This is a genomic window from Sphaerisporangium sp. NBC_01403 (assembly GCF_045040145.1).
Taxonomy (GTDB): Bacteria; Actinomycetota; Actinomycetes; order Streptosporangiales; family Streptosporangiaceae; genus Sphaerisporangium; species Sphaerisporangium viridialbum.
This window is the reverse complement of sequence record NZ_CP109534.1, coordinates 1544319-1568997: the sequence shown is the minus strand read 5'-3', so window position 1 is coordinate 1568997 and position 24679 is coordinate 1544319. Positions and strand designations below refer to the sequence as shown.

The following is a 24679-nucleotide window of genomic DNA, read 5'->3' as shown; positions in this document are numbered from 1 at the left end:
GGGATGCTCCAGCGGCGACGGCAAGCCTGGATGACATCCACGATCACCCTGCTGTACCTGGCTCCGACCGGCCGCCTGCCACTGCGGTTGATGGGGCGCCCAGGTGGAGCGACGCACGGTCCTATATATGCCTATTTTTACGACTTTACAAGATCTTGTCACGCTTGCTGGGTGGTGTTACCACTGTCTCATCAGGTGGGACGCGGCCAACGGAGCCACGTCTCCCAGTTCAGGAGGCAAGCAGCGTGTCGTCGTCTCTTCCCCCATTACGCATCATCGTCACTGCGGTTGCCGCAGCCTCGCTCGCCCTTTCCTTCGCCGGGGTCGCCCAGGGCGAGCAGCGCCGTGAGCCGCGGAAACTCCCGGTCGTCCACGGCGATGGACACGGCAAACCGGATAAGGACAACAGGAAGGGCCGAGTAGCACCCCCGCGCTCCGCCAAAACACCGGCCAAGGGGACCCTCCGATGGAATGACCTCGGCACCCCCGCACTCGTCACCTCGGAAGAGCCGCTCGCCGAAGGGCTTGCCGCCGATCCCGTACAGGCCGCCCGTGCCTATCTGAAGGCCAACACAGACCTCTTCGGCCTGCGGGCCGAAGCCGTCGACGCACTGGAGACGGTCGCGGTCAATCCGATCGGCAAGGGGCATGCCGTGCTCCTGCGGCAGAAGTTCGGCGGCCTGCCCGCCGGCTACGACGGCCTGGTGGCGGTCGGCGTGACCGACGGCAAGGTCCTGCACGCCTCCTCGACGCTGTCACGGGCCACGAGCGCACCGCCGGCCGCGGTCATCACGGAGCAGCAGGCACTGGAGATCGCCGCACGCGACGCGGAGATCGACCTCAGCGCCGCCTCGACCAAGCAGGTGGAGGAGGTCGCGGTACCCGCCGCTGACGGCGTGCACCGCGCCTTCCAGGTCACGCTGATCGAGCAGGGGCATGAGGAGGAGCCGGCGGCCTACACCACCTACGTCGACGCGGTCAGCGGTGACATCCTGATCACGGAGAACCTGGTCGATCACTTCGACCCTGAGAATCCGACATGGTCGGCCTTCCCGGCCAATCCCCCGGCGGACTACTCCTCCACCGACACGCGGCAGAAATGGTGTTTCACCCCCGGGCCGGGGTGCGACCCCGTCGTCGCCGGCGACCCGGCCGCCGGCAAGGCCTGGGACATCGATCACACCACGGGCACGCCGACGTACACGAGCTTCGGCAACGCGGCGCGCACGGTCGAGAACCGCGCCAGCGGTTCTTCCGGATCGGTCGGTACTCGCAGCAACGTGATCACCTCGAGCCGCAACTACAACTTCCCGTGGCAGAACCAGTGGTTCAACGCCAAGTGCGACCCGGCCGCGTTCGACCAACCGGGCGAGGCCGACCTCGAGGCGGCGATCAGCAATCTGCACGCGATGCACAACCGCATGCACGACTGGTCGTACCGCCTGGGCTTCACCGAGACCGCCTGGAACATGCAGGTGAGCAACGGTGAGCGCGGCGGGCTCGGCGGCGACCCGGAGCGGGGCAACGCCCAGGCCGGTGCCAGGGTCCTGTCGATCCGCAACAACGCCAACCAGATCACCCCTGGGGACGGCGTCGCCCCCATCTCGAACATGTACCTGTGGCAGCCGCAGGCCGGGGCGTTCTACGCGCCGTGCGTCGACGGTGACTACGACATGTCGGTAATCGGGCACGAGTACACCCATGCCATCTCGAACCGCATGGTGGCCGGGCCGAACTCGGGGCTCAGCGGGGCCCAGGCCGGCGCGATGGGCGAGAGCATCTCCGACCTGTTCGCCATGGAGTACCTCTTCGAGAACGGTTTCCGCCCGCGTGGCGACACGCCGTACGTGACCGGCGGCTACGTCACCGGCGACGCGGAACGGGGCATCCGCAACTACGACATGTCGAAGTCGCCGCTGAACTACAGCGACATCGCCTACGACCTGGTCGGACAGCAGGTGCACGCCGACGGTGAGATCTGGTCGGCGACCCAGTTCGACGTGCGGGACGCCTTCATCCACAGGTACGGCAAGGGCTCGGCCAAGGATCAGCGGGCCTGCGCCGAAGGCCGGAAGCCGCTCGACGACTGCCCGGGCAACCGGCGGTGGATCCAGTTGCACTTCGACGCCTTCCTGCTCACGACCGCGGGCAACCTCAGCATGGTGGACATGAGGGACGCGATGCTCGCGGCGGACAGGGTCCGCTTCGGCGGTGCGAACCAGGACATCATGTGGAAGGCGTTCGCCGAGCACGGCCTCGGTGCGGCAGCGGCCAGCAACGGGACCGCCGACCCCGACCCGAAGCCCGGCTTCGCCTCCCCGGACGGCGGCAACACCACGGTGACCCTGCGCCCCGAGGGCGAAGCCGCCGACGCGCCCATCCGCCTCTACGTGGGCGACTACGAGGCCCGTGCGGTCCCGATCGCGGACACCGACCCGGCCACCGAGCTCGGCGCGACCTTCGAGATCGTGCCCGGAGAGTACTCGTTCGTCGCGGTGGCCCCCGGGTTCGGCCACAAGAGGTTCGAGTTCAAGGTCAAGAAGGACCGGAAAGACCGGGCCACAGACCTGCCCGTGGAGATGTTCCGCAACCTCGCCTCTGCCGCGGCGGGCGCGACGGCGACCGGCGACGGGGTGAACCAGGACAAGCTGATCGACGAGACGGAGGCAACGAACTGGGCATCGCTCACCGCTCCGGTCGCCGGCCGCTCGGTCATGGTCGATCTGGCGGGCACCAAGGCCGAAAAGATCCGCAGGGTTCAGGTCAGCGCCATGCTGCGGCCCGGCATCAACGATCCCGCCGACCCCGGTTCGACGCCGCAGAACCGGTTCACCGCGCTACGCGCCTTCGAGGTTCTGGCGTGTGACGCGACCTCTGGCACCGACTGCGCGAACCCCGCGAACTACACCAACATCTACACCAGCCGTAAGGATGCCTTCGCCACCAGCCTCCCGCGTCCGCGAGGTGGCGACCTGATCATCAAATCGTTCGATGTCCACCGGACGCTCGCGACCCACCTGATGCTGCGCACGGTGTCCAGCCAGTGCACCGGCAACCCGCTGTACGCGGGCGAGCAGGACAACGATCCCAACTCCGCCACCGACTGCGCCACCGCCGCCCCGCTCGCCGGTCAGATCCGGGCCGCCGAGTTCCAGGCGTTCTCCCGCTGACCCGTCGTTCACACGAACGCCACCTGAGGTGCTGGTCAGCTCGCGACGAGCTGACCAGCACCTCTTCATCGGGAGCCGCGGCTTGAGGTGGGAAGGTGCCATCGGGCCCAGACGGTCTTGCCGGGGCCATTGGGAAGCGGGGTGGCGCCGCATTCGTGGGCGAGCGCCTCCACGATCGTCAGGCCTCGGCCGTGGACGGCCTCGATGCCGAGGTCCAGGCGGCGGGGCTGGTCGCGACCGTGGTCGGTGACCTGGACGCACAACCCTTCGGCCTCGGCCGACAGGGAAAGCCTGACCGGGGGTTCGCCGTAGGTGCTCGCGTTGGCCAGCAACTCCCCCACCACCAAGATCACATCATCGGCGAAGGACTGGAGAGCCCAGGCAACGAGTATCTCGCTCACCATGCTCCGGGTCTTGCCGATCATCGACAGGTCGCGGGGCAGATCCCAGCAGACGGTACGCGCGCCGTCCGGCGTGCTGTCCGGCATCTTCGCTCCTCGGGGTGGGTGCGGCGTTGGCAGGGGGGCACGCGGCACCGGCCGCGCGGGCAAGGCTTCACGGGGCACGAGCGCCGTTGGTGGCCGTGGGCGACGCGCCCATGCGGACCGCTCGGCCTGGAGCACAAGGTCGCGCCGCTCGGCCTCACGTACCAGGTCGCCCACCTCGGCCTCCCGCATGCGGTCGCGCAACTCGGACGCAGTGCCGGCCTGAACGATCAGGGGTTCGGACGCGGGCCAGACGGCGGCGGCGTAGAAGCGGCGCGCACCGAGCCCGTACCAGACGGCCCAGGCCGGCTCCAACTGATCCAACTGCCGCGCGGCGGCCCTCTCTGCCGGATCCCAGCGCCTCGGGCGAACGCGAATCACGGTCCCGCTCCGCCGGTGCCGTCCGCGCTGTCCCGTCCTGGTATCGCGGTCAGTCATGCGAAGCCCGTCTCGGGGGGAGAAGAACCCAGGCGATGTGTCCTTGGCCCGCGATCTGCTTGCTGCCGAACTCGGCGACTTCCTGGGAGAGGTCGGCCCACGAGGTATGGGCGGTGCCATCAGGGGCTGGAGCGCCCGGATCACGAATCTCGATGACGAGATTCGTCGCCAAGGGAATGACACGAAGGTGCAGCTTCTCCGATGCAGAGGTGTGCCGTATGGCGCCGGCCATCAGTTCTCTCGTGATCCGTACGGCGAGTTCTGCCTGGTCAGGCTGGACACTGCCGATGATGGCGCTCATCCAGGCGCACGCGGCGTCGACAGCCGCCGGTTCACCCGGCAATGACTGCTGGAACGGCTCGATCATGAGATTATCGCCATGCTTCCTAGGCAGGTTTATAAGCTTCATGCACAGCTTGCAACCTGCATAGGCAACCCGTCAAGCTATTCGGGTGGATCACGAAACCGATCGGCCTGTGTACGTACATATCGCCGACGAGCTACGGGCTCGCATCCTTTCCGGCGAGCTCGCCGAAGGAGACCGGCTGCCTTCGTCGCCCGAGATCGCCAAGGTGTACGGAGTGGCGCGCAACACGGCATCCGACGCCTTGGGCTTGCTGGTCACCGAAGGTCTGGCGGTCGCGCGGACGGGATCGGGAACCTACGTCCGCGCACGGCCACAGCGGCGCCGACTCGTCCGCAACTGGCATCGGAACGCGGTCGGCGGCAGTCCGTTCGCCCAGTCGATGACCGACTACGCGCAGATCGGGTCGTGGGACTACGAGAGTCGTACTTCTCGCGCGCAGGCCGATGTGCGCGAGCGCCTTGCGATACCCCGGCCGGAGGGGGACGAGCCCGATGTGATGTTCACCAAGTACGTGTTCCGCGGTGACGGCGAACCCGTGCAGCTCAGTAGCAGCTGGGAGCCACTCGCGTTGACACGCGGCACACCGATCGTGCTGCCCGAGGACGGCCCCCACGCCGGCCGTGGAGTGGTGGAACGCATGCGGCAAATAGGGGTGAACATCACGCACGCGGCCGAGGTGGTCTCAGCTCGTCAGGTGCTCGCCGAGGAGGCCTCAGCGCTCGACATCGCGCCGGGAGCGATCGTGCTCTCCATCGAGCGCACGTATTACGCGGACGCGCGCCCGGTCGAGACCGCCGACATCGTGATCCCCGTCGACCGGCACCAGGTGGTGTACGGCACCTCGATCTGGGACAAACCTCAATAAACGGCATTTACCCTGCCGAACGTGTTCAGCGAGTCGACCAGAGAGGTGCGGACAGCATGGAGCTGAGCGATGAGCTGAAGGCGGCGGCCTGGCGCAAGGCCACCAGGAGTGGATCGAACGGCGGCGACTGCCTGGAAGTGGCTCCGCTGTCCGGCGGACGAGTCGGGGTGCGGGACACCGAGGCACCTGAGAAGGCGCCGTTCGTGGTGAGCGCGAGCGTCTGGGATGCCTTCATCGACGGGGCGAAGAAGGGAGAGTTCGACTTCTAGCCCCCATTTCGGACGCATGGGGAGCCCATCGGCCACCGCCATGGGTTTCCCGATGTGGCATTTAGGACCTACGAATCACCCCATCGGGGGTCAGCTTCCTGGAATACGAAGACGAGCCAGCAGGTCTCCCACCTCCAAGGTGCGGTGATGACCAGGGCCGTAGAGGACAGCAAGATCCTCGTGCAGGGGCTGGAGGACGGCCACCGCATCCTCCACCTGTCCTTCGGCGGCGAGTAGGGAACCGATGTCGCGCCGCAGGTCGAGCACTGTCTCGTCTCCGTCGCCCTTCTCCGCCTGGAACCGTGCCAGCACCTGCCGCAGTTCCTGAAGCGCCGCCGCGCCCTGCCCGAGTTCGGCGCGGCAGTAGGCGGCCTGTCGCCGGCACTCCAGAGTCTCGATGTCGCCCGGTCCCGCGACCCGTGCGTAGGCGTCGGCGAGTCGGTCGAACTCGGGCAGGGCTCGCCGGAAGTCGCCGCCGATCACTAGGATCGCCGCCCGCCGCTGGCGTGGAAGTGGAGGTCATCGGCATCTCCGCGGAGTAGCGTCCCCTCCGGTCATCAGGAGGGGAGCGGCCCCGCGGCGGCGGGTCAGATCTCGGCGAGGATTCTGGTCAAGGCCTTCTTGGTGTCGGAGACCGGGACGGCGTCTATGCACAGGCGCTCCATGACGGCCTGATAGCGGTCGAGGTCGTCGCGCTTGTCGAGGTAGATCGCGCTGGTGAGCTGCTCCAAGCAGACAGGGAATGCGACGTGTACGTCTACTTCAACAACGACCCGGGCGGCGCGGCCGTGCGCAACGCCGCACGCTTCGCCGAACTGGCCCGCGCCGAGGGCTGGCCGGTGAGCCGCACCCCCGCTGGCGTTCCAGAAGCCGGAGTCCCCACCTAGGGTTCCCTGGACTCCTCCGCCGCCCAGGCGGTTTCCGCGGCGGACCTACTCGGACTTCGTGCCGGTGACCGCGCCGAGCGTGTCCAAGTCCAGGATGGCGTTCGACGCGCGTTCCAGGATGCCGAGACTGGTCGAGTCGGGCTGGAACTTGGGCTGCATCGCGCTGCGTCCGATGGAGAGCAGCCAGCCGAAGTAGGACCAGAACATCTGCTGGCGGTAGGCGAGCCACGCGGCGTCGAAGTCCGGCGCCGTGACCCCGGCCGCGCTGAGCCGCTCCAGGTAGAAGGCCAGCAGGTCACGTTCCCAGTTTCGCCGGTCCTCCACGGCCAGTCCGGTCGCGATCGTGTACGACACGTCGTAGGCCCAGGTGCCGCGCATGACGACCTGCCAGTCGCCGAACCCCATCCGGCCAGACTGGGTCTTGTAGAAGTTGCTGATGTGCGAGTCGCCATGCAGGAGGGTCAGGGGGCCTTCAGCGGACAACTCCAGCGAACGCCAGAGCGCTCGGTAGAGGTCCTCGTGGAGGTGCACTATGGCTTCGGGCATCACCGCCTTGGCGCGCTGTACGCCGACCCTGGCGCGCTTCTTCAGCCCGGCGAACTTGTCAAGGTTGCCGATGAACGTTTGCGGTGTCTTCCGCAAGAACGAGTGGCGATCCAACTCGGGACTGTTCCAGTACTGCCCATGCCAGACCGCCATGCTGGCGAGCAGGTCCTTCATCTCCTCGCGCGAGATGGGCGTCTGAGGCGTACAGAAGGTCACGCTCTTGGTGGCGACGATGTCCTCCATCAGCGCGATCGAGCGCCCTGACGCCGGGTCGACGGCTCCGTGGTAGCCGTGCGGCGCCTCGATCTCCAGATGGGGCCGGATGTACTTGTAGAACCCCGGCTCACCCGTCAGCACGTCGGCCATCCCCAGCAGGAGGCGCTGAGTCCAGCTCCGGCTGGTCTTGGCGAAGACGGCCGTGGGCAGGCCGGCGTCGCGACCGGCCTGGTTGTAGGTCACCGCCGCTCGCCAGCGGCTTGAAGTGCCGTTGCTCACGTCTTCCAGGTCATACGACTCGACCGCGGCTCCGGGGTGCTCGCCGCACATGACGGCGGTCAGCCATTCGCGGGTGACCTCCCTCGTCCGTACCGGCACGTCCGTCAAGCAGGTCGCACGTTGCCGGGTGAGCTGCTCCCGCAGAGCGTGGCCGTTGTATCGCACGATTCCCTTGGCCACCGCCAGGCCTGGGCTGTCAGTACGCGCACCGGTATCCAAATGAATGATCTCCTTGATCCCAAACTGCCGAAATTTGACAATGGATCTTGCTTCATGTGGAGTATGCCGGATTGAAAAGCTCTCAGCCACCCTGCATCCATCGGAACGGAGGTCCCCTCCGAAGCGGGACACCGATCCCGGCACATCCGGCAGCGCCAGGCCGAAGATCACCGGCCCGGCAGCTTACCCGGGCCGTATTACCGGCCCTGGAAGTCTCCTGGAGCTACGACGCCCGATGCGATCCCGAAGGCGATGGCGATCTCCCGCTCGAAGGTCGCACAACCACGCAACCCGGCCTCTACCAAACCCGGGGCGGCTCGCCCTCTGCCACCAACCGCCGACGAGGAACCGATTTGTCAGTACAAATACCTATTCGCCGTCAGGTGGGGCGCCCGCCGATAGGTCAGGCCCTACTCGTGCTGTCGGCCGCTGTGATCATCACGGGGGGTGCGTGTCTGTGGGCGGTGGCCGAAGCGCCGGCTACGGAGCGGCCATTCGTGGCTTGGTGCCTCGGGGCCGCGGCCGTCCTGTTGTGCGTCGCCGCCACGGTCGCGGCATACGGGACACAGCAAGCGCGTCAGCTCCGAGACCGTCTCGCGGCGATGGACGCGGACAGCGCCCGGCTGGCCGACTACACGCTTCCCGCTTTGGTGAACCGGTTGCGCGATGGGGCGTCGGCTGACACCGCGCTCTCCGAGATACCGAAGCCCGCCGACAGAACCCACCAGCGCGTCCTGTGGACGCTGGCACAGGAGGTCGGCAAGGGAGAGCGCATGCGCGCGGCGGCGATGTCGGCCTGCGCCAACGCCGCGGGCCGAGTTCAGGCGCTGGCGACCAGCATGCTCGCCGATCTGCGAGAGATGGAGGACCGACACAATGAGGAAGTTCTCGGGGATCTGCTGAAATTGGACCACAGCACCGCGCAGGCGGGCCGTCTGGCGGACAGCATCGCCGTACTGACCGGCGCGCGCTCCGGTCGGCGCTGGACCAAGCCGATCGTCATGGAGAGCATCCTGCGTGGCGCGGTGGGTCGCATCAGCGCCTACCAGCGGGTGCGGGTGCACTCGGCCAGCACCGTCGCGGTCGCCGGGTACGCCGCCGAAGGCGTCATGCACGCCCTCGCCGAACTGATGGACAACGCCACCAGGTTCTCGCCTCCATCCGAGGAGGTGCATGTGTACGTGGAAGAGGTGAGCGCGGGAATCGTGATCACTGTCGAGGACTGCGGTCTCGTCATGAGCGCCGCCGCGCTGAGCCGCGCCCAGATGGCCGTCTCCTCCGAACCGCTGGACCTGACCACACTGTCCGGTACGCGGCTTGGCCTGGCCGTGGTGGGCTGCCTGGCTCGCAAGCACGGCCTGACGGTCTCCTTCAGGCCGTCCTCGCGCGGAGGAACCGGAGTGGTGGTCATGATCCCGCCGAAGTTGATCGTGCAGTCCGCGCCGATCCCCCGCCTGGAGGAGCCGGGCCGGACAAGCCCGTCCACCCCGCGCCCCGCGCGCCCGGCCTCCGCGCCTCCTGCGGCTCCTGCGGGCGGCGAACCGCACGGGTTGCCCAAGCGCCACCGCGGGCAGACGCTCGCGGCGGCATCCCCGACCTCCACCCCCGCGGCCGCACCGACGGCGAAACCCGTGCAGCCCCACTCCGATTCCGGAGCGAGGTTCAGGGCCTTCCGCCAGGCCAGCCGGGGAGGCGGCACCGGCAGCGGTACTTCTTCTCCCCCAGAAGACGGCACACGGTGACCGCGACCTCGATTCTCGCCGCCGGACCGGATAGGACAAGACAACAGATTGGAGGGTGGGGCCGTCCTTCTGGCATCAATGCCCGGATCACCGCCCCAGAATCCCGATGAGAACCTCAGACCGCGACCTCGCCTGGTTGCTGGAGAACCTCCTGCAGAGGACGCCGCAGACCCGGCACGCCTTGGTGCTGTCGAAGGACGGCCTCAAGCTTTCCCACACGTACGGGCTGAGCGTGGACCGGGCTGACCAGCTGGCCGCCATCGCCTCGGGCATCCAGAGCCTGTCTCACGGCGCGTCCATCGAGTTCGGTGATGGCACCGGCGGGCTGCGGCAGTCCATGACGGAGTTCCACGGCGGGCTTCTGTTCATCGTGGAAGCGGGAGAGGGAGCCCATCTCGCCGTCGTGGCGAGCGATGACGCGGACCCCGGCATCATCGGGCACAACATGAATGAGCTGATCGAGCAGATCGGCGAGTATCTGACCGCCCCACCACGCACGCCCCAGCAGAGTAGCCGACCGCTATGACCTCGCGGCGAGTCGACGGCGAGAACCCGGACCGGTTGTACACCGTCACCGGCGGGCGCAGCCGCGCGGGCGAGAGCGTCATGGACCTGGTCACGCTGATCGTGAGCGAAAGCGATCCAACGCCGGGCATGCAGTCCGAGCATTTCAACATCCTCCGGATGTGCCGCCGCCCGAAGGCGGTGGTGGAGATCTCCTCGGAGCTGCGACTGCCGGTGAGCGTCGTGAAGATCCTGCTGTGTGACCTGCTCGACGCCGGGCGCATCACCGCCCGCCATCCGCCCTCGGCTCCCGCCAAGGCTCAACTGCCCGATCCCGAACTCCTGAAGCAGGTGCTTGTTGGACTTCAGAAGCTCTGAGCAATCAGCGCACACGCCGTTACGAAGCACGGCCAACACCGGACTCAAGATCGTGATCGTCGGCGGGTTCGGTGTGGGCAAGACGACCATGGTCCGCTCTGTCAGCGAGATCCGCCCGCTGAGCACCGAAGAGACCATGACGGGCGCGGGCGTAGGGATCGATGACGCGACCGGGGTGGAGGCCAAGACCACGACCACGGTGGCCTTCGACTTCGGCCGCATCAGCCTGAACGAGCAGATGGTGCTGTACCTGTTCGGAGCTCCGGGCCAGGAACGGTTCTGGTTCCTGTGGGACCGGCTGTTCTCGGGGTCTCTGGGGGCGGTCGTCCTTGTGGACACCCGTCGCCTGTCCGACTCCTGGTACGCCATCGACCGCCTCGAGCACCACGGAATGCCGTTCATCGTCGCCCGCAACAACTTCGGCGAACCGGTGCACCCCCTGGGACAAGTACGGGAGGCGTTGTCCCTCTCCGACGACGTCCCGCTGATCGAATGCGACGCTCGCCGTCGTGAGTCCAGCAAGACCGTGCTGATCACCCTCGTCAACCACCTCTTCGCCCTGTCCTCCGCCCGGGAGGGGACCCCATGACGAACAGCGACCACTCACCCGACTCGGCCTCGTGGTTCCCCGCCTCGCCGGCGCCGGCGGGTTACCCGGCCCATGCGGGAGCCATGGCGTTGCACGGAACCCGGTTCCACCAGAATCCGGCTCAGCTATACCGGGAGATGAGGCAGCGACATGGGCAGGTCGTCCCGGTCCTGCTTGAGGGCGACGTACCCGCGTGGCTCGTGATCGGATACCGCGAGCTCCGCCAGGTCCTCAGCAATCCCGTGCTCTTCGCCCGCGACTCCCGCCGCTGGAACGCCTGGGATCGCATCCCGCCCGACTGGCCGCTGATGGCGTACGTCGGCTACCAGCCCTCCATGCTGTTCAGCGAGGGATCCGAGCACCAGCGGCGTGCCGGGGCCGTCAGTGATGCCCTTACCGCCGTCGATCAGTTCGAGTTGAGATCCCAGTGCGAGCGGATCGCCGACAGCCTGATCGACGCGTTCACCGGCAGCGGCGTGGCCGACCTGATGGCCCAGTACGCTCACCCGATGCCTCTGCTGGTCGTCGCCACGATGTTCGGCCTGCCCGAATCCGAGGCGCCACGCCTGGTATGGGATGTGAGCGCGACGCTGAACGGCGGAGAGGGCGCGATGGAGGCCTATCAGCGGGTTCACGCCACCATGCAGCGGTTACTGGACAGCAAGCGCCAACACCCCGGCCCGGACATACCCTCACGTCTGATGGCGCACTCCGCGGCGCTCGCCGACGAGGAACTCATCCAGGATCTGATCCTGGTGATGACCGCGGGTCAGGACACGACGGCCAACTGGATCGGGAACACCCTGCGACTGATGCTGACCGACGAACGGTTCTCCGTGACTCTGTCGGGCGGCCGCCGCAGCGTCGGCCAGGCGCTGAACGAAGTGCTGTGGGAGGACTCGCCCAGTCAGAACAGCCTGGGCCGCTGGGCGGTTCACGACACCCAGTTGGGCGGTCAGCGCATCCGGGCCGGCGACGCGCTCATTCTCGGCCTGGCCGCCGCGAACTCCGATCCGCAGGTCCGGCCGGACCTGTACGGCGGCTCCGCCGGGAACCACGCGCACATGTCCTTCGGCCACGGCGAGCACGGATGCCCGCACCCGGCGCCGGAACTCGCCGAGGTCATCGCCCACACAGCCGTCGAGGTGCTCCTGGACCGGCTCCCGGACGTGATGCTGGCGGTGGCCGCCGACTCACTGGTATGGCGGACGTCCATACAGATGCGCGGCCTGTCCGCCCTGCCGGTCGAGTTCACCCCCGGGTTCGTCGTGGGAAGGGGATAGCCAAGCCACCGCGTCCGCCCTCGACCACGGCTTCCGCCCCGGCCGGACGACCCGCCGCTGAATGTCCTCTCCTGGAACCGTCTGACAACGCCCCGGGCGGCACCGCCGTGCGCGACGCCGTACGGTTCGCCGAGCCGGCCCGCGCCGAGGGTGGCGGGTGAGCCGTACCCCGGCGGACATCCCGGGGTACGAGGACGAGTGATGATCGGCATCGAGGTGGCCGACATGGGCCGCCTTGGCATGAACGGCGAGACGAGGCCGGTACCGATCGACAGCGTGACGAACGCCGCCGCCCTGGACATGGCCGACTACTTTTCGGGTGAGCGAGCCACTGGGTCAGGGCGGGCTCGGGTGTCGGCTCCTCACGGAACTGGGTGGCTCTCCCATGAGGTGATGTCGCCACACCAGCGGGTGTCGATGCCTGGAAGTGGCCCCGCTGTCCGGCGGACGGGTTGGCCTACGGGATACCGAGGCTCCATAGAAGGCGCCCCTCGTGGTGAGTGCCGGTGCCTGGGAGGCCTTCATCGACGGAGCGAAGAAGGGCGAGTTCGACTTTGACCACTCCAGATGCACGAGAAGCCCTTGGTCTCGTTGCCGAGGGCTTCTCCTCGTACCAGTTATGCGACCGTGTATTCGACGTCACCAAAGTCCGCAACCACACGAAGCCGCCCGCCGAGAGCCTCGACGTAGGACCGCAAGGTCGCCACCTCTACGCGATCGACCTCTCCGTGCTCGATGGCTGAGACCCTTGGACCGGAGACTCCCATGGTGGCGGCGACGTCGCGTTGGGTCAGGTCTTGCTCACGCCTGATCTCCGCGAGCTTGTGCGCTCGGACTTCCGCCGCGAGCTTTTCCATCGCGGCCTCCTTCTCGGAGTCCGACCGCAACGGTAGTCCTGAAGCCCGGCGCCGCTCTCGGGCCCGCTGCTTCACCTCGTCCCAGTTCGCCGCGCTCATTCATACTCCCTGCTAGCCAGCTCGGCCACATGTGCGGCGTAGCGCTTCTCCGCCAGCGGTACGTTCATGTCATACCAACGGTCCCAGTTGCCGGCCTTGTCTCCTGCGACCAGGAGCACTGCCCGGCGAATCGGATCGAACGAGAACAGGATGCGGATCTCACTCCCTTTCGACGAACCAGGCCGCAACTCCTTCAGGTGATGGTTGTCCGCTCCTTTGATGCGATCGACCAGCGGTCGGCCAAGGGTTGGTCCGACCCTTGACAGCATGTCGATAGCGTCCTCGACTTGCTCGGCGCTGTCCCAGTCGGCTACGCACAACTGGTCGTACCAATCGGCGACCTCGGCAACCAGAACGACCTCCCATCCAGCCCCATCCATAGCTTAACCCTGGCATTAAGTTGGCAGCAAGAAGGTACCTTTCTGACCAAAGAAGCACGTCCAGAGCTCAGTGAAGAGGTGAAGTACGCCTCATCGGGGTCAGCTTCCTGACAGCCGAAGGCGAGCCAACACGTCTCGTACTCCCATGGCGCCGGGATCGCCAGGGCCGTCCGCGATCCGCCTCAAGGCCGGCTGGACACTGGCTCCCGAAACCCTCATCCCCTACGCCCAGGATCTGATCTTGGTGATGACGACACCACGGCCAACTGGATCGGGAACACCCTGCGACTGATGCTGACCGACGAACGGTTCTCCGTGACTCTGTCGGGAGGCCGCCGAAGTGTCGGCCAGGCGCTGAATAACGAGCTGGACTGGAAGCCCAAGCGGTGAAGTGCGCGGACAGGCGGCCGTAAAGTACAGCGTGGCATCCCAACCTGTGAATCCTCGCCGACCCGGGCCCATCACCGCCGAGCACGGCACCACCGGCCCGACCCGGGTGGTGGCGCTCTAGTGGCGGGAACGATCCCGGACGCCTCGTCGCCCATCACGGTGTTACTGGTGGAGGACGACGAGGTGATCCGCAAGACGGTGGGCATGGCGCTGGAGCGCTACGGTTACCGCCTGTCCACCGCCGGTGACGGCCTGAGCGGCCTGGAGTCCTTCCAGGACGGCGGGCACGACCTGCTGCTGCTGGACGTCATGCTGCCCGGCCTGGACGGCATCGGCCTGTGCCGCAAGGTCAGGGAATCCAGCATGGTGCCGATCCTGATGATGTCGGCGCGGGGTGACGCCCTGGACGTGGTGTCGGGCCTGGAGGCGGGCGCGGACGACTACGTCGTCAAGCCGGTCGACATGCCCGTGCTGGTGGCCAGGATCCGCTCCCTGCTGCGGCGGGCCACCTTCACCCCGCAGCCGGAATCCACCGGCGCCGCCGCCGGCATCGGGGGCGCCGGCACGTCCACGCTCACCTTCGGGGATCTGACCATCGACAGCGGCGCCCTTGAGGTGTGGCGGGCCGGACGGCCCCTCGCGCTGGCCCCCACCGAGCTGCGGCTACTCCTCGAGTTCGCCGCCCACCCCGGGCTCGTGCTGGACCGCCGGACGCTGCTGCGCGACGTGTGGGACTACGGCTGGGACGGCGACAGCCGCGTGGTGGACCTGTGCGTGCAGCGGCTGCGGAAGAAGATCGGCGCCGAGCGCATCGAGACGGTGCGCGGCTTCGGCTACAAGCTGCGCCGTTCATGAATCCGGCCTCCTTGCGGTGGAAGATCGCCGTACTGGTCGCCATGGCGTCCTGCTCGGTCGCGGCCGTGGTCGGGTTGCTGGTGCATCGGGCGACCTTCGACCGGTCGCTCCACATCGGGGAAGACACCGCGGTGCAGACCGTCACGCAGGTGGCGGACGAATACGCGCGCACCGGCACGGCGCCGGCCGACGCGCTGAAGGATCCGGCCGAGCTTCCTGAGGAGCTGCGGCAGCGGCTCACGTCCGCCGGACCGGTCACCTGGTACGGCGAGGAACGGCCTGGCGAGCCCTGGATGTGGGCCGCCAGGCCGGTGGGAGACCACGTGGTCACCGCCAAGATCGACATGGGAACGGAGCTGAGGAGCCTGCAGGCCCTCGACCGGAACATGGTGAAGGCCGCGCTGGCCGCGCTCGCCGTCGTCGTGCCCGTATCGGCGCTCGCCGCCGAGCTGCCGAACCGGCGGCTGCGCCGGGTGGCCGCCACCGCACGGCTCATCGCGGACGGGGACCTGAACGCCCGTACCGAGGCGGGCGGCCGTGACGAGATCGCCGGCATCTCGGCGGCCGTCGACTCGATGGCGGCGACCTTGCAGCGGCGGCTGCTCGCCGAACAGCGCTTCACCGCCGACGTCGCCCACGATCTGCGCACCCCGCTGATGGGGCTTCTCACCGCGACCGAGCTGCTGCCCGGCGGCGAGGCGACCGACCTGGTTCGCGACCGGGTCGGCGTACTGCGGTCGCTGGTGGAGGACCTGCTGGAGATCTCCCGCCTGGACGCGGGGGCCGAGCAGGCCGAGCGCTACCCCGTGCCGCTCGGTGGCCTCGCCGCCGAGTCGCTGCGCCGCCTCGATCTCACCGCCCGATTGACGGTGGAGGGCGACCCCGTGGCCGACACCGACCCGCGCCGCCTGGACCGGATCATCGCCAACCTCGTCGCCAACGCGCACCGGCATGGCCGGCCTCCGGTGGAGGTCGGCGTGAGCGGCCGGACGATCGTGATCCGCGATCACGGGCCGGGCTTTCCCGATGACCTGCTGGCCGACGGGCCGCAACGCTTCCGCACCGGCAGAGCCGAACGCGGCCAGGGCCACGGTCTGGGCCTGACCATCGCTCTCGGCCAGGCCCAGGTGATCGGCGCCGAGCTCGTCTTCGCCAACGCCCCGGACGGCGGCGCGATCGTCACGCTCCGCCTCCCGGGCTGACATACGCGCCCGACCTCCGGCGCTGATACACGCCCGATACGCACCTGAGCGGCGGCTGATGAGCCGCTTCCGCAGGGTCGACACCTCCGCGGCCGAAAGTGGCCGGTAAGCGCCCGATCGAGGCGTGAACCGACCGCTCGTGGAGGTCCCCGCCATGTGTTCCGCCCGTCATGACGTCGTCCGCTCCGTGCTGTGGGCCTGCGCCCTCGCCCTGATGGTCACCGGCGTGTCCGGCTGCGTCGGCTCGGCCCGCAGTGACGTCCGGGCCGCACCTCCCCGGCCTGTCATCGACCTGTCACTGCCGTGGCCGAGCGAAGGGCAGGCCGGCATCGAGGTGGTCGGCGTGGGCGGCCTCGGCACGAGCGGCCAGATGAGGCCGGTGCCGATCGCCAGCGTGACCAAGGTGATGACGGCCCATGTGATCCTCAGGGATCATCCGCTCAAGGACGGCGAGGCGGGTCCGCTCATCGAGGTCGACAGGACCGCCGCCACCGAGTCGCTGTCCGGGCGGGAGTCCACCGCGCCCGTACGGGAAGGGCAGAGGCTGTCGCTGCGCCGGTCGCTGGAGCTGATGTTGATCCCGTCCGGCAACAACGTCGCCCGGCTGCTGGCCCGCTGGGACGCCGGATCGCAGGAGGCCTTCGTCGCGAAGATGAACGCCGCCGCGGCCGGCCTCGGCATGGCCGACACCGTCTACACCGGCGCCAGCGGCAACGAGGATTCCACGGTCAGCACGGCGGTCGACCAGTTGAAGCTGGCCCGGCAGGTGATGAAGGACGAGGTGTTCCGCCAGGTCGTCGCCATGACCGAGACGACGGTGCCGGGCGACCCGAGCGTGCTCCGCAACACCAACACCCTGCTGGACAGGCCCGGTGTGATCGGCGTCAAGACCGGGTCGGGCACCGCGGCGGGCGGCAACCTGATGTGGGCCGTCAAGGCCGAGATGGACGGCAGGACGCGCCTGGTGCTCGGCGTCGTCCTGGCCCAGAGCCCGGGCACCAACCCGACGGCGGGCAAGTACGCCGCGCTGGACGCCGGCGACAGGCTGATCACCGCTGTGCGGAAGGAGCTGGCCTCCCGGTGAGGCGCCTGGCCGGTCAGCCCGCCGGGCGGCCTCAGGGAGACTAAGGAACCGGTGCGATCAGAGCTCGTACGGCCCGGTCTGGGTGAGCAGGACGATGAGCTGGAGCATGCCGTAGGCGGCCGTCATGGTCTCGACGTGGAACGTCGCGGAGGGGCCTCAACAGCGGAACGGCCCGCCGAGCTACCGCCGACTCCTGGCCTGCTCAACCCCCTTGTCGAGAGCATGCGGGTCAGGGTCTACTGCCGCATGATGAGCTTGCGTGCCAGGGTGTCGACGCCAATGCTGGTCTGGAAGTCGTAGTTGCTGAGCTTCACCGCGACCCAGCCGGTGGGCGGGTACCACTCCACGTTGGTCGCCACGCCGGGAGAGGCGCCGCTGTGGCCGGAGGCAAAGCGGTCGCCGACGAGGGTCCAGCCTGGTCCGTACGTCGCGAACCTCGGCGGGAGGGGGGCGGCGCCGGGGCGCGGAGGCAAGGGCGGCACGGGAAACTTCGGGCTGACGAGCAACTCCGTGTGGACGGAGTCGAGCAGTTCGCGGCCCTGGAGTGCCTTGGCGAAGCGGACCAGATCCGGCGCGCTGGCGAAGGCGTCGCCGGCGGGTGTGCCGATGAACCCATGCTGGTCGAACGCTTCGACCCGGTGTCCCGACGTCTGAGTGGCGTACGGGTGGGCGATGCGCTTGTCGCTTTTCCACTGCGGCATGGTGTAGAAGCCGGAGCGGGTCATGTCCGCGGCGGCGAAGACGCGGTCGCGCACGTAGTCGAAGTAGGACTGACCGGAGACCTTCTCCACGATCGTGCCGAGGATGTGGTACCCGGAGTTGCTGTACTGGTAGGCGCTGCCGGGAGCGAAACTCAGCGTGTCCTTGCGCACGTACGCGAGCGTGCCGTCCATGAACTGCTGGACGCCGGTCCACGTGGGGACTTCGGTGAAGAAGCCCTTGATCTGCATGTAGTCGCCCAGGCCGGAGGTGTGGGTCAGGAGCTGGTGGACCGTGACCTTGCCGGCCACGTCGGCGGGGAAGCCGTCGAGGTAGGCGCCCAGTTTCTCGGTGAGCTCCACCTTGCCCCGCTGGACGAGCTGCATGATCGAGACGGCGGTGAACATCTTGGTGATCGAGCCGAGCCCGTAGATGGTGTCGGGGCCGTTGCGGATCTCTTTCTGCTTGTCCGCCATGCCGTACGACCGGGACAGCACCGTGCGGTTGCCGTTCACCAGCAGGACAGTGCCAGAGAACTGGTCATGGGCGGCCAGATCTGCCACAAAACGGTCGTATTCTCCACCCGGCCGCAGCGCGGCAGGCGAAGGCGCCGATGCCGATGCCGATGCCGATGCGGAGCGCGGGGCCACGGCCACCACCGGTACGGCGCCCATCAGTCCGAGCATGGACCGGCGGCCCAGCGGGAGATCTTGTCGAGTCATGCGGGCATTCTGGGGGCGGGCGGGCTCCACCCGCGTCTGTCTCAGGTCGCATGGCCGGTCTGTCGTGAGACAGACGGCACCGATTCGGGAGATGCGTAGAATCGTGTGCTCATGAGGGGTCAGGTCGCGGATGCCGGTTTGGCGTTCGGGCTGCTCGCGGTCTGTTTCGTGGTGAACGATCCGGTCACTCTGGTGGCGGCGTCCGGTCGGCCTGGCGTGGTCTGGGCGTGGTGGGCCGCCACGGCCGCCGCCCTGGCCGGCGCGGCGCTGCGTCGCCGGCTGCCGCTGCCGATGCTCGTGGTCTGCACGCTGGCCGCCGCCGCACATCTGGCTGTCGCCGTCCCGCCCACCGCCGTGGACCTGGCCCTGCCGATTCTGCTCTACACGGTCGCGGCCGGCTGCCGGCGGGTGGTGTCGCTCTCGGCGCTGGCCGTGCTGCTGCTGTTCGTGACCGGACAGAGCCTGGCCGACGCGCTCAGCGGGACACCGAGGATGATGCTGCGCCTGGGCAGTCGCCCCGGTACGGCGAGCGCGACCTGGGACGTCGGCCGCGACGACGGGTCGGGCGTGTGGACCGGTGTGATCGTCATCGCCCTCGGCCTGCTCGTCGCCTGGGCGCTCGGGTACGGTACGCGCAACCGCCGCGCCTACCTGGACCAGCTCCACGCGCGGACCAGGCACCTGGAACGCGAACGGGACCAGCGGGCGGAGCTCGCGGTGGCCGCGGAGCGCGGGCGGATCAGCCGCGAGGTGCACGACGTGGTGGCGCACGGTCTTTCGGTGATCGTGATCCAGGCGCAGGGGGCCGAGGCCGCGCTGGACACCCGGCCCGACGACACCCGCGGCGCGCTGCGGGCGATCGTCAAGACCGGCCGCGACTCCCTCACCGACATGCGCAGGGTGCTCGACGCTCTGGGAGAGGTGGAGGACGCCTGGCATCCCCAGCCCGGCCTCGCCCGGCTGCCCGGCCTGCTCGCCCAGGTGCGCGAGGCGGGCACGCCGGTGCGATACCGCGTCGAGGGCGGCCCCGCGCAGCTGCCGTCGGCCGTGGACCTCTCGGCCTACCGTGTCGTACAGGAGGCGCTGACCAACGTCATGAAGCACGCGGGCAGCGGCGCCACCGCCGACGTGGTCGTCTCCTACCGCGACACCGAGGTCGGCGTGGAGGTCACTGACGACGGCCGGCCCGCGCCGGGGGGCGAGGGCAGCGGCAACGGGCTGCGCGGCATGCGTCGACGGGTCGAGATGCTCGGCGGCCGACTCAGCGCCGGGCCGGGAAGCGGGGGAGGGTTCGTGGTGCGGGCCAGCCTGCCCATCGCGGGACACGACGCATGATCCGCGTCCTGCTCGCCGACGACCAGGCCCTCGTCCGCACCGGCTTCCGCATGATCCTGGAGAACGCTCCCGACATGCGAGTCATCGGTGAGGCGGCCGACGGCGCCGAGGCGGCGGCGATGGCCCTGGAGCTGCGGCCTGACGTGGTGCTGATGGACATCAGGATGCCCGACGTGGACGGCGTGGAGGCGACCCGCCGCATCCGCGGCGGCGACACCGGCCAGACCAAGGTGCTGGTGCTGACCACCTTCGATCTCGACGAGTACGTCTATGCGTCGCTTCGGGCGGGGGCGAGCGGGTTCCTGCTCAAGGACACGCGCGCCGCCGACCTGCTCTCGGCCGTCCGAGTGGTCGTGCGCGGCGACGCGGTGGTGGCGCCGCGCGTGACCCACCGGTTGCTCGAACGGTACGTCGGGACCGGCCCCGCGCACCCGACTGCGGCCACGGCACTGGAGGCACTGACCGAACGCGAGCGCGAGGTGCTGGCGCTCGTCGCCCGCGGCCTGTCCAACGCGGAGATCGCCGCGCGCATCTACGTGACGGAGGGCACCGTCAAGACGCATGTCAGCCGTGTCCTGGCCAAGCTGGGGCTGCGCGACCGGGTGCAAGCGGTGGTGTACGCCTACGAGTCCGGCCTGGTCCGCGCCAGCCGCAGCTTTCCTCCGAGCGACAAGGATCGGCCGGTCACGAGATGAGCGGGGAGTGTGTGACGGGCCGGTGGTCGACGTGCTGCCGGAGTTCGCCACTCCAGACCCCGAGGCCAGATCCTTGAACTTGCCGGCGGCGAACTGCTCCACCGCGACTCCAAGACCGTCTGATCTGCTGACCGGCGAGAGATCCTGCCTGCGCGCCCGGCCTCGGCCGACTGCTCCAGGGCGAAGGGGACGCCGGTCCGTCCGGACCCGTGATGCACACCTGATACACGGCCGAGTGCCGGCGGATACGCGGCTTCGACGGTGTGGATACCCGGGTCGCACAGGATGGCGGTCATGTTCCCTCCTCGAACGCCCGGTGCGCTGGCCGCACTGTCGATGACCATGATTCTGGCGGCGGCGACCGGATGCGGCTCGACCGCGGCGGCCGCGCCGTCCGGGGCCGCCAAGCCCGGTGCGCAGACCGCCAAGGACCCGCTCTTCGCCTACCTGGGTAACGGCGGCTATGACGTCGGCTCGTACGACGTGCGCTACGACTACCGGAGCGGCACCACGAAGATGGACGGTTCGGTGAAGATCACGGCCACCGCGACACAGGCCTTGTCCGCTTTCAGCCTGGACGCGGGGATGGAAAAGATCACGAAGGTCGCCGTGGCAGGGCATCCGGCCGGCTTCCGCGTTGCCGGTGAGAAGCTGCTGATCACACCGGAGCAGATCCTGCCCAAGGGACGGCCGTTCCAGGTGGACGTCTCCTTCCGGGTGGACCGCGGCGCCAACCCGCAGTCCCCCGCCTTTCCCAAGGACGAAGAGCCGCACCGCACGGCCTGGGTCGAGAAGAAGGACGGTTTCGCGGTCATGGGCCAGCCGGACCGAGCCCACCTGTACTTCCCCAGCAACGACCACCCCAGCGACAAGGCGAAGCTCACCTTCCGCATCACCACCCCCAAAGGTCTCCAGGCGGTCGCGAACGGCACGCTCCGCTCAGTTAAGGAGAAGGCGGGCCGCGTCACCTACACGTTCTCCACTCGCGACCCCATCCCGACCCACGTCGTACAGGCGGCCGTCGGCCGGTTCACGCTGATCAAGGACAAGGGGCCCCGAGATCTGCCGCTGCGCAGTTACGTCGCCACCGGCCAGGCCACCAAGACACGCAAGCTCGTCAGCGGCATACCCGACCAGATGGCCTGGCTGGAGAAGCAGCTCGGCCCCTATCCTTTCGAGACCTACGGCGTGCTCGGAGTGCCCGGAGACTACAACGGTGTCGCACTCGAGGCCGCGACCATCTCCACCTACGCCGTCGAAAGCCTCACCGGCACCGACCTGAAAGGCCGCGTGACCAAGGAGGACATGCAGAACGACGCGATCACCATGATGCACGAGCTGGCCCATCAGTACTTCGGTGACGCCGTTTCAGTGCGCGACTGGAACCAGATGTGGATCAGCGAGGGCCACGCCGAGTTCTACCAGCTTCTTTATGCCGTGGAGATGGGCTATCGCGACCTCGACGACCCCGATCGCGGTCTGCGCGCCCGCTATATGTTCGACGGTGACAAGCGGGTCGAGTCGGGCCCCCCGGGGAAGATGATGCACGCGCGGGACGTGCTGGTCGGCACGAACACGGCAGGCTTGCTGATGCTGTTCGGCTTGCGGGAGATCGTCGGCGAGGACACCTTCCGAAAGATCGAGAAGACCTTCTTCAACGAGTTCAGCGGCCGTTCGGCCTCCACCCAGGACTACATCAACGTCGCGAACCGGGTGAGCGGCAAGGATCTGACCGGATACATCAACAGCTGGATCTATGACGCCAAGACCCCGCCGATGCCGGGCCACCCGGACTGGAAGCCCAACCAGTGAAGTGCGCGAACGGCCGGCCGTACGGTACAGCGTGGCGATCCGACCTTTGAATCTTCGCCGACCCGGCCCGGACGCGACGGCGGCCCGTCGCGTCGGGCCCCCGGTGCGATCAGAGCTCGTCGAGGATGCGGGTGAGGGCGCGCTTGGTGTCGGACACCGGGACGGCGTCGATGCACAGGCGCTCCATGACGGCCTGGTAGCGGTCGAGGTCGTCGCGCTTGTCGAGGTAGATCGCGCTGGTGAGTTGCTCCAGGTAGACCACGTCGGGCAGGTCGCGCTCGGAGAACCGCAGGATGCTGAACGGCCCGCCGGCGGCGGCGTGGCCGCCCGCGCTGAACGGCATGACCTGCACGGTGACGTTGGGGGACGCGATGACGTCCATGAGGTGCCTGATCTGGCCGCGCATGACCTCGACACCGCCGAGGGGGCGCCGCAGCACCGCCTCGTCGATCACGGCCCACAGGTGCGGCGCGCTGGGCCTGCCGAGCAGCTTCTGCCGGGCCATCCGCAGGTCGACCCGCCGCTGGATCTCCTCCTCTGTCCCGTCCGGGTGGCCGAGCAGGACGACCGCGCGGGCGTACTCCTCGGTCTGGAGCAGGCCGGGGATGAACTGGACCTCGTAGCTCCGGATGCGGGTGGCGGCCTCTTCCAGGCCGACGTACGCCTCGAACCAGTTCGGCAGGACGTCGTCGTAGTTGTGCCACCAGCCGGGGCGGTTGGCCTGCGCGACCAGGGACAGCATGCCCTCGCGGTCGCTCTCCTCGGTGACCCCGTAGAGCGTCAGCAGGTCGGCGACGTCGCGCGCGCGGAAGCTGACCCGGCCGAGCTCCATACGGCTGATCTTGGAGTGGGAGGCCCGGATGGAGTGCCCGGCGGCTTCGAGGGTGATGCCGCGGTTCTCACGGAGGCGGCGCAGCTGTGATCCGAGCAGGATGCGCAGGACCGTCGAGCTGCCTCGCTCCCGAGCCATCATGTTGAGCGGGGTCTCGTCCCCTTCGGCTCGGGCAGTGATCATGTCCATTCCTTAGAACAGCGGTGTCGTCTCACTTCTCGCGGTCACAGAGAAGTTCACGATACCCTCGGCGCTCTAATCCGGATATACCCCAACATCACCCTTAGGCTACGATTTTGAACCCTCCGTAGCTGAGATTTGGGTCAAAAGGCCAGGTCATCGAAGTCGCCGTTCTTGGCGCCCAGGATGAACGCGGCCATTTCCGCCTGGCTGTAAATAAGTGCCGGGCCCCCTGGATGCCGTGAGTTCCGGACGGCGACTCCACCGTCCGGCAGCGGGGTCACCTCGACGCAGTTGCCGCTCGGGTTGCTGTAGGCGCTCTTGCGCCAGCGCGCCCCCTCGATCGCGGACGCGGCCATGCCGTTGGAGATCTCGTCCATCTCGCCTCTTCACATATCCCCGAAAACCCGACGAACCCTGACATCCGTCATCTCAGGTCTTTCACCGGAACGAGGACACCCAGATGGGTGCTTCCACCCTCAAGCGACAGCATACCTCTGTGCGTTTGCACGTGCATCGGTACTTGCACCTGCACACCGAAAGGGAGCAATATGTCCAACTAGCTACAACTCCATGCTGGGATCGACCTAACCTCACAGGGCTCGCCTATGACTGGGTACGGGACACAACGGACTAAACCCACGCAGGTGGGAAACGACAGCTGGGAAGACTGGCTCGCCTCGCTCGACCACGTCCTTTCCTCGTCGGGCCCGTGGGCGGTCGGCGGCGAGGAGAACCCCGAACGGCTGCAGCTCGCGCTCTGCGAGCTGAGGCACGACCCCTACGCGGCACGCACCGCACGCAAGTTCACGACCAGCACGCTGCGCGCCTGGGAACTGGACGAGCTCCTGGACGACGCCGAGCTCGTCATCGGCGAGCTGGTGATCAACGCGCTGAGGCACGGGCTGAGCAGCCGCGCCGCCGTGTACTCAGGACGACCCGTACGGATCATCCTCGCCCTCACCGAGCGGTCCCTGATCTGCGTGGTCACCGATCCGAGCGACGAGTTCCCCACGCCACGCGACCTCGACTTCGTCTCCGAGGGCGGGCGCGGGCTGCAGGTCGTCGCGGGCATCAGCCACCAGTGGGGGTGGGCCCCGCTGGGCTCCCCCGGCAAGGCCGTGTGGGCCGGTTTCACCCTCCCCGGGAGTCAGACCCACCCCGTGCGGCACCTGGAGGTCGTTACTAGCCCTCCTCTGCTGGAATAGCACCCCCTGCCGCCTACGTCACCCGCTTTTCGGAAAAGACGGATATCGTCCCCCGAACCGGCGCTAACATCGGCATTCGGCAGAACAGGGGG

26 protein-coding genes are annotated in these 24679 nt (G+C 68.2%); 16 read left to right on the top strand and 10 right to left on the bottom strand.

Going from position 1 to position 24679, the window contains the following annotated elements:
• Positions 1-245 precede the first annotated feature (245 nt).
• Positions 246-3170: a M36 family metallopeptidase gene (locus OG589_RS06780; protein ID WP_405147163.1), complete on the top strand. Its 2925-nt coding sequence runs from the start codon at positions 246-248 to the stop codon at positions 3168-3170.
• Between the two features lie 65 nt (positions 3171-3235).
• On the opposite strand, the gene OG589_RS06775 is transcribed toward OG589_RS06780, so the two are convergent.
• The gene (locus OG589_RS06775; RefSeq protein WP_405147161.1) at positions 3236-3658 is read right to left on the bottom strand and encodes an ATP-binding protein; all 423 of its coding nucleotides are present in this window, start codon (positions 3656-3658) and stop codon (positions 3236-3238) included.
• A 427-nt stretch (positions 3659-4085) separates the two neighbouring features.
• Positions 4086-4460, bottom strand: coding sequence for a hypothetical protein (locus OG589_RS06770; protein WP_405147159.1), 375 nt, complete (start codon positions 4458-4460; stop codon positions 4086-4088).
• 109 nt (positions 4461-4569) lie between these two features.
• Here OG589_RS06770 and OG589_RS06765 point away from each other — a divergent pair, with 109 nt between their 5' ends.
• Entirely contained in the window at positions 4570-5325 is a 756-nt protein-coding gene (locus OG589_RS06765; protein ID WP_405147158.1) for a GntR family transcriptional regulator, read from the top strand.
• 56 nt (positions 5326-5381) lie between these two features.
• Positions 5382-5594, top strand: coding sequence for a DUF397 domain-containing protein (locus OG589_RS06760; RefSeq protein WP_405147156.1), 213 nt, complete (start codon positions 5382-5384; stop codon positions 5592-5594).
• A gap of 90 nt (positions 5595-5684) precedes the next feature.
• Here the strand turns inward: OG589_RS06760 and OG589_RS06755 are convergent, their stop codons facing one another.
• Both OG589_RS06755 and OG589_RS06750 read right to left on the bottom strand, forming a co-directional pair.
• On the bottom strand, positions 5685-6077 hold the full coding sequence (locus OG589_RS06755) for a hypothetical protein (protein ID WP_405147155.1): 393 nt from the start codon (positions 6075-6077) through the stop codon (positions 5685-5687).
• A 104-nt stretch (positions 6078-6181) separates the two neighbouring features.
• A complete protein-coding gene (locus OG589_RS06750) occupies positions 6182-6325 on the bottom strand; it encodes a hypothetical protein (RefSeq protein WP_405147153.1) in 144 nt (47 codons plus the stop codon).
• 18 nt (positions 6326-6343) lie between these two features.
• Here OG589_RS06750 and OG589_RS06745 point away from each other — a divergent pair, with 18 nt between their 5' ends.
• Complete coding sequence (locus OG589_RS06745; RefSeq protein ID WP_405147151.1) at positions 6344-6481, top strand: hypothetical protein; 138 nt, start codon at positions 6344-6346, stop codon at positions 6479-6481.
• Between the two features lie 45 nt (positions 6482-6526).
• Here the strand turns inward: OG589_RS06745 and OG589_RS06740 are convergent, their stop codons facing one another.
• Positions 6527-7741 (bottom strand): phosphotransferase, encoded by a 1215-nt coding sequence (locus OG589_RS06740; RefSeq protein WP_405147149.1) that lies wholly within the window; start codon positions 7739-7741, stop codon positions 6527-6529.
• Positions 7742-8343: 602 nt separating this feature from the next.
• Between OG589_RS06740 and OG589_RS06735 the strand changes: the two genes are divergently transcribed.
• The 5 genes from OG589_RS06735 (at position 8344) to OG589_RS06715 (ending at position 12237) form a co-directional block, all read left to right on the top strand.
• Positions 8344-9483, top strand: coding sequence for a sensor histidine kinase (locus OG589_RS06735; protein WP_405147147.1), 1140 nt, complete (start codon positions 8344-8346; stop codon positions 9481-9483).
• A gap of 106 nt (positions 9484-9589) precedes the next feature.
• Positions 9590-10009: a roadblock/LC7 domain-containing protein gene (locus tag OG589_RS06730; RefSeq protein WP_405147146.1), complete on the top strand. Its 420-nt coding sequence runs from the start codon at positions 9590-9592 to the stop codon at positions 10007-10009.
• Positions 10006-10365: a DUF742 domain-containing protein gene (locus OG589_RS06725; RefSeq protein ID WP_405147145.1), complete on the top strand. Its 360-nt coding sequence runs from the start codon at positions 10006-10008 to the stop codon at positions 10363-10365. The genes OG589_RS06730 and OG589_RS06725 overlap by 4 nt, the downstream gene beginning before the upstream one ends.
• Positions 10346-10954 (top strand): GTP-binding protein, encoded by a 609-nt coding sequence (locus tag OG589_RS06720; RefSeq protein ID WP_405147144.1) that lies wholly within the window; start codon positions 10346-10348, stop codon positions 10952-10954. Before OG589_RS06725 ends, OG589_RS06720 begins: the two co-directional genes overlap by 20 nt.
• On the top strand, positions 10951-12237 hold the full coding sequence (locus OG589_RS06715; RefSeq protein ID WP_405147143.1) for a cytochrome P450: 1287 nt from the start codon (positions 10951-10953) through the stop codon (positions 12235-12237). Before OG589_RS06720 ends, OG589_RS06715 begins: the two co-directional genes overlap by 4 nt.
• A 617-nt stretch (positions 12238-12854) precedes the next feature.
• Here OG589_RS06715 and OG589_RS06710 read toward each other — a convergent pair.
• Positions 12855-13094 (bottom strand): XRE family transcriptional regulator, encoded by a 240-nt coding sequence (locus OG589_RS06710; RefSeq protein WP_405147142.1) that lies wholly within the window; start codon positions 13092-13094, stop codon positions 12855-12857.
• 95 nt (positions 13095-13189) lie between these two features.
• On the bottom strand, positions 13190-13573 hold the full coding sequence (locus OG589_RS06705) for a type II toxin-antitoxin system RelE/ParE family toxin (protein ID WP_405147140.1): 384 nt from the start codon (positions 13571-13573) through the stop codon (positions 13190-13192).
• Between the two features lie 510 nt (positions 13574-14083).
• Between OG589_RS06705 and cseB the strand changes: the two genes are divergently transcribed.
• The 3 genes from cseB to OG589_RS06690 all read left to right on the top strand — a co-directional run bounded on the left by cseB (position 14084) and on the right by OG589_RS06690 (position 17104).
• On the top strand, positions 14084-14818 hold the full coding sequence (gene cseB / locus OG589_RS06700) for a two-component system response regulator CseB (protein WP_405147139.1): 735 nt from the start codon (positions 14084-14086) through the stop codon (positions 14816-14818).
• Positions 14815-16020 (top strand): sensor histidine kinase, encoded by a 1206-nt coding sequence (locus OG589_RS06695; RefSeq protein ID WP_405147137.1) that lies wholly within the window; start codon positions 14815-14817, stop codon positions 16018-16020. Before cseB ends, OG589_RS06695 begins: the two co-directional genes overlap by 4 nt.
• A 124-nt stretch (positions 16021-16144) precedes the next feature.
• Positions 16145-17104, top strand: a complete 960-nt coding sequence (locus tag OG589_RS06690) for a D-alanyl-D-alanine carboxypeptidase family protein (RefSeq protein ID WP_405147135.1) — start codon at positions 16145-16147, stop codon at positions 17102-17104.
• Positions 17105-17340: 236 nt separating this feature from the next.
• On the opposite strand, the gene OG589_RS06685 is transcribed toward OG589_RS06690, so the two are convergent.
• The gene (locus tag OG589_RS06685; protein WP_405147134.1) at positions 17341-18366 is read right to left on the bottom strand and encodes a serine hydrolase domain-containing protein; all 1026 of its coding nucleotides are present in this window, start codon (positions 18364-18366) and stop codon (positions 17341-17343) included.
• Positions 18367-18636: 270 nt separating this feature from the next.
• Here OG589_RS06685 and OG589_RS06680 point away from each other — a divergent pair, with 270 nt between their 5' ends.
• The 3 genes from OG589_RS06680 to OG589_RS06670 all read left to right on the top strand — a co-directional run bounded on the left by OG589_RS06680 (position 18637) and on the right by OG589_RS06670 (position 22367).
• Positions 18637-19860, top strand: a complete 1224-nt coding sequence (locus OG589_RS06680) for a sensor histidine kinase (RefSeq protein ID WP_405147132.1) — start codon at positions 18637-18639, stop codon at positions 19858-19860.
• Entirely contained in the window at positions 19857-20555 is a 699-nt protein-coding gene (locus OG589_RS06675; RefSeq protein WP_405147131.1) for a response regulator, read from the top strand. The genes OG589_RS06680 and OG589_RS06675 overlap by 4 nt, the downstream gene beginning before the upstream one ends.
• Positions 20556-20849: 294 nt before the next feature.
• A complete protein-coding gene (locus tag OG589_RS06670) occupies positions 20850-22367 on the top strand; it encodes a M1 family metallopeptidase (RefSeq protein ID WP_405147129.1) in 1518 nt (505 codons plus the stop codon).
• Between the two features lie 109 nt (positions 22368-22476).
• Here the strand turns inward: OG589_RS06670 and OG589_RS06665 are convergent, their stop codons facing one another.
• Entirely contained in the window at positions 22477-23382 is a 906-nt protein-coding gene (locus OG589_RS06665; protein ID WP_405147127.1) for a helix-turn-helix domain-containing protein, read from the bottom strand.
• A 140-nt stretch (positions 23383-23522) separates the two neighbouring features.
• On the bottom strand, positions 23523-23759 hold the full coding sequence (locus OG589_RS06660) for a DUF397 domain-containing protein (RefSeq protein ID WP_405147126.1): 237 nt from the start codon (positions 23757-23759) through the stop codon (positions 23523-23525).
• Between the two features lie 267 nt (positions 23760-24026).
• On the opposite strand from OG589_RS06660, the gene OG589_RS06655 reads away from it, so the two are divergent.
• The gene (locus OG589_RS06655) at positions 24027-24587 is read left to right on the top strand and encodes an ATP-binding protein (RefSeq protein ID WP_405147124.1); all 561 of its coding nucleotides are present in this window, start codon (positions 24027-24029) and stop codon (positions 24585-24587) included.
• Positions 24588-24679: the final 92 nt, after the last annotated feature.

What these genes read in the sequence shown, in the direction of transcription:
- OG589_RS06775 (WP_405147161.1), bottom strand. Translation starts at nt 3,658, where the DNA reads ATGCCGGACAGCACGCCGGACGGCGCGCGTACCGTCTGCTGGGATCTG.
- OG589_RS06770 (WP_405147159.1), bottom strand. Translation starts at nt 4,460, where the DNA reads ATGATCGAGCCGTTCCAGCAGTCATTGCCGGGTGAACCGGCGGCTGTC.
- OG589_RS06760 (WP_405147156.1), top strand. Translation starts at nt 5,382, where the DNA reads ATGGAGCTGAGCGATGAGCTGAAGGCGGCGGCCTGGCGCAAGGCCACC.
- OG589_RS06735 (WP_405147147.1), top strand. Translation starts at nt 8,344, where the DNA reads ATGGACGCGGACAGCGCCCGGCTGGCCGACTACACGCTTCCCGCTTTG.
- OG589_RS06730 (WP_405147146.1), top strand. Translation starts at nt 9,590, where the DNA reads ATGAGAACCTCAGACCGCGACCTCGCCTGGTTGCTGGAGAACCTCCTG.
- OG589_RS06725 (WP_405147145.1), top strand. Translation starts at nt 10,006, where the DNA reads ATGACCTCGCGGCGAGTCGACGGCGAGAACCCGGACCGGTTGTACACC.
- OG589_RS06715 (WP_405147143.1), top strand. Translation starts at nt 10,951, where the DNA reads ATGACGAACAGCGACCACTCACCCGACTCGGCCTCGTGGTTCCCCGCC.
- OG589_RS06710 (WP_405147142.1), bottom strand. Translation starts at nt 13,094, where the DNA reads ATGGAAAAGCTCGCGGCGGAAGTCCGAGCGCACAAGCTCGCGGAGATC.
- OG589_RS06705 (WP_405147140.1), bottom strand. Translation starts at nt 13,573, where the DNA reads ATGGATGGGGCTGGATGGGAGGTCGTTCTGGTTGCCGAGGTCGCCGAT.
- OG589_RS06695 (WP_405147137.1), top strand. Translation starts at nt 14,815, where the DNA reads ATGAATCCGGCCTCCTTGCGGTGGAAGATCGCCGTACTGGTCGCCATG.
- OG589_RS06680 (WP_405147132.1), top strand. Translation starts at nt 18,637, where the DNA reads ATGAGGGGTCAGGTCGCGGATGCCGGTTTGGCGTTCGGGCTGCTCGCG.
- OG589_RS06675 (WP_405147131.1), top strand. Translation starts at nt 19,857, where the DNA reads ATGATCCGCGTCCTGCTCGCCGACGACCAGGCCCTCGTCCGCACCGGC.
- OG589_RS06670 (WP_405147129.1), top strand. Translation starts at nt 20,850, where the DNA reads ATGTTCCCTCCTCGAACGCCCGGTGCGCTGGCCGCACTGTCGATGACC.
- OG589_RS06665 (WP_405147127.1), bottom strand. Translation starts at nt 23,382, where the DNA reads ATGATCACTGCCCGAGCCGAAGGGGACGAGACCCCGCTCAACATGATG.
- OG589_RS06660 (WP_405147126.1), bottom strand. Translation starts at nt 23,759, where the DNA reads ATGGACGAGATCTCCAACGGCATGGCCGCGTCCGCGATCGAGGGGGCG.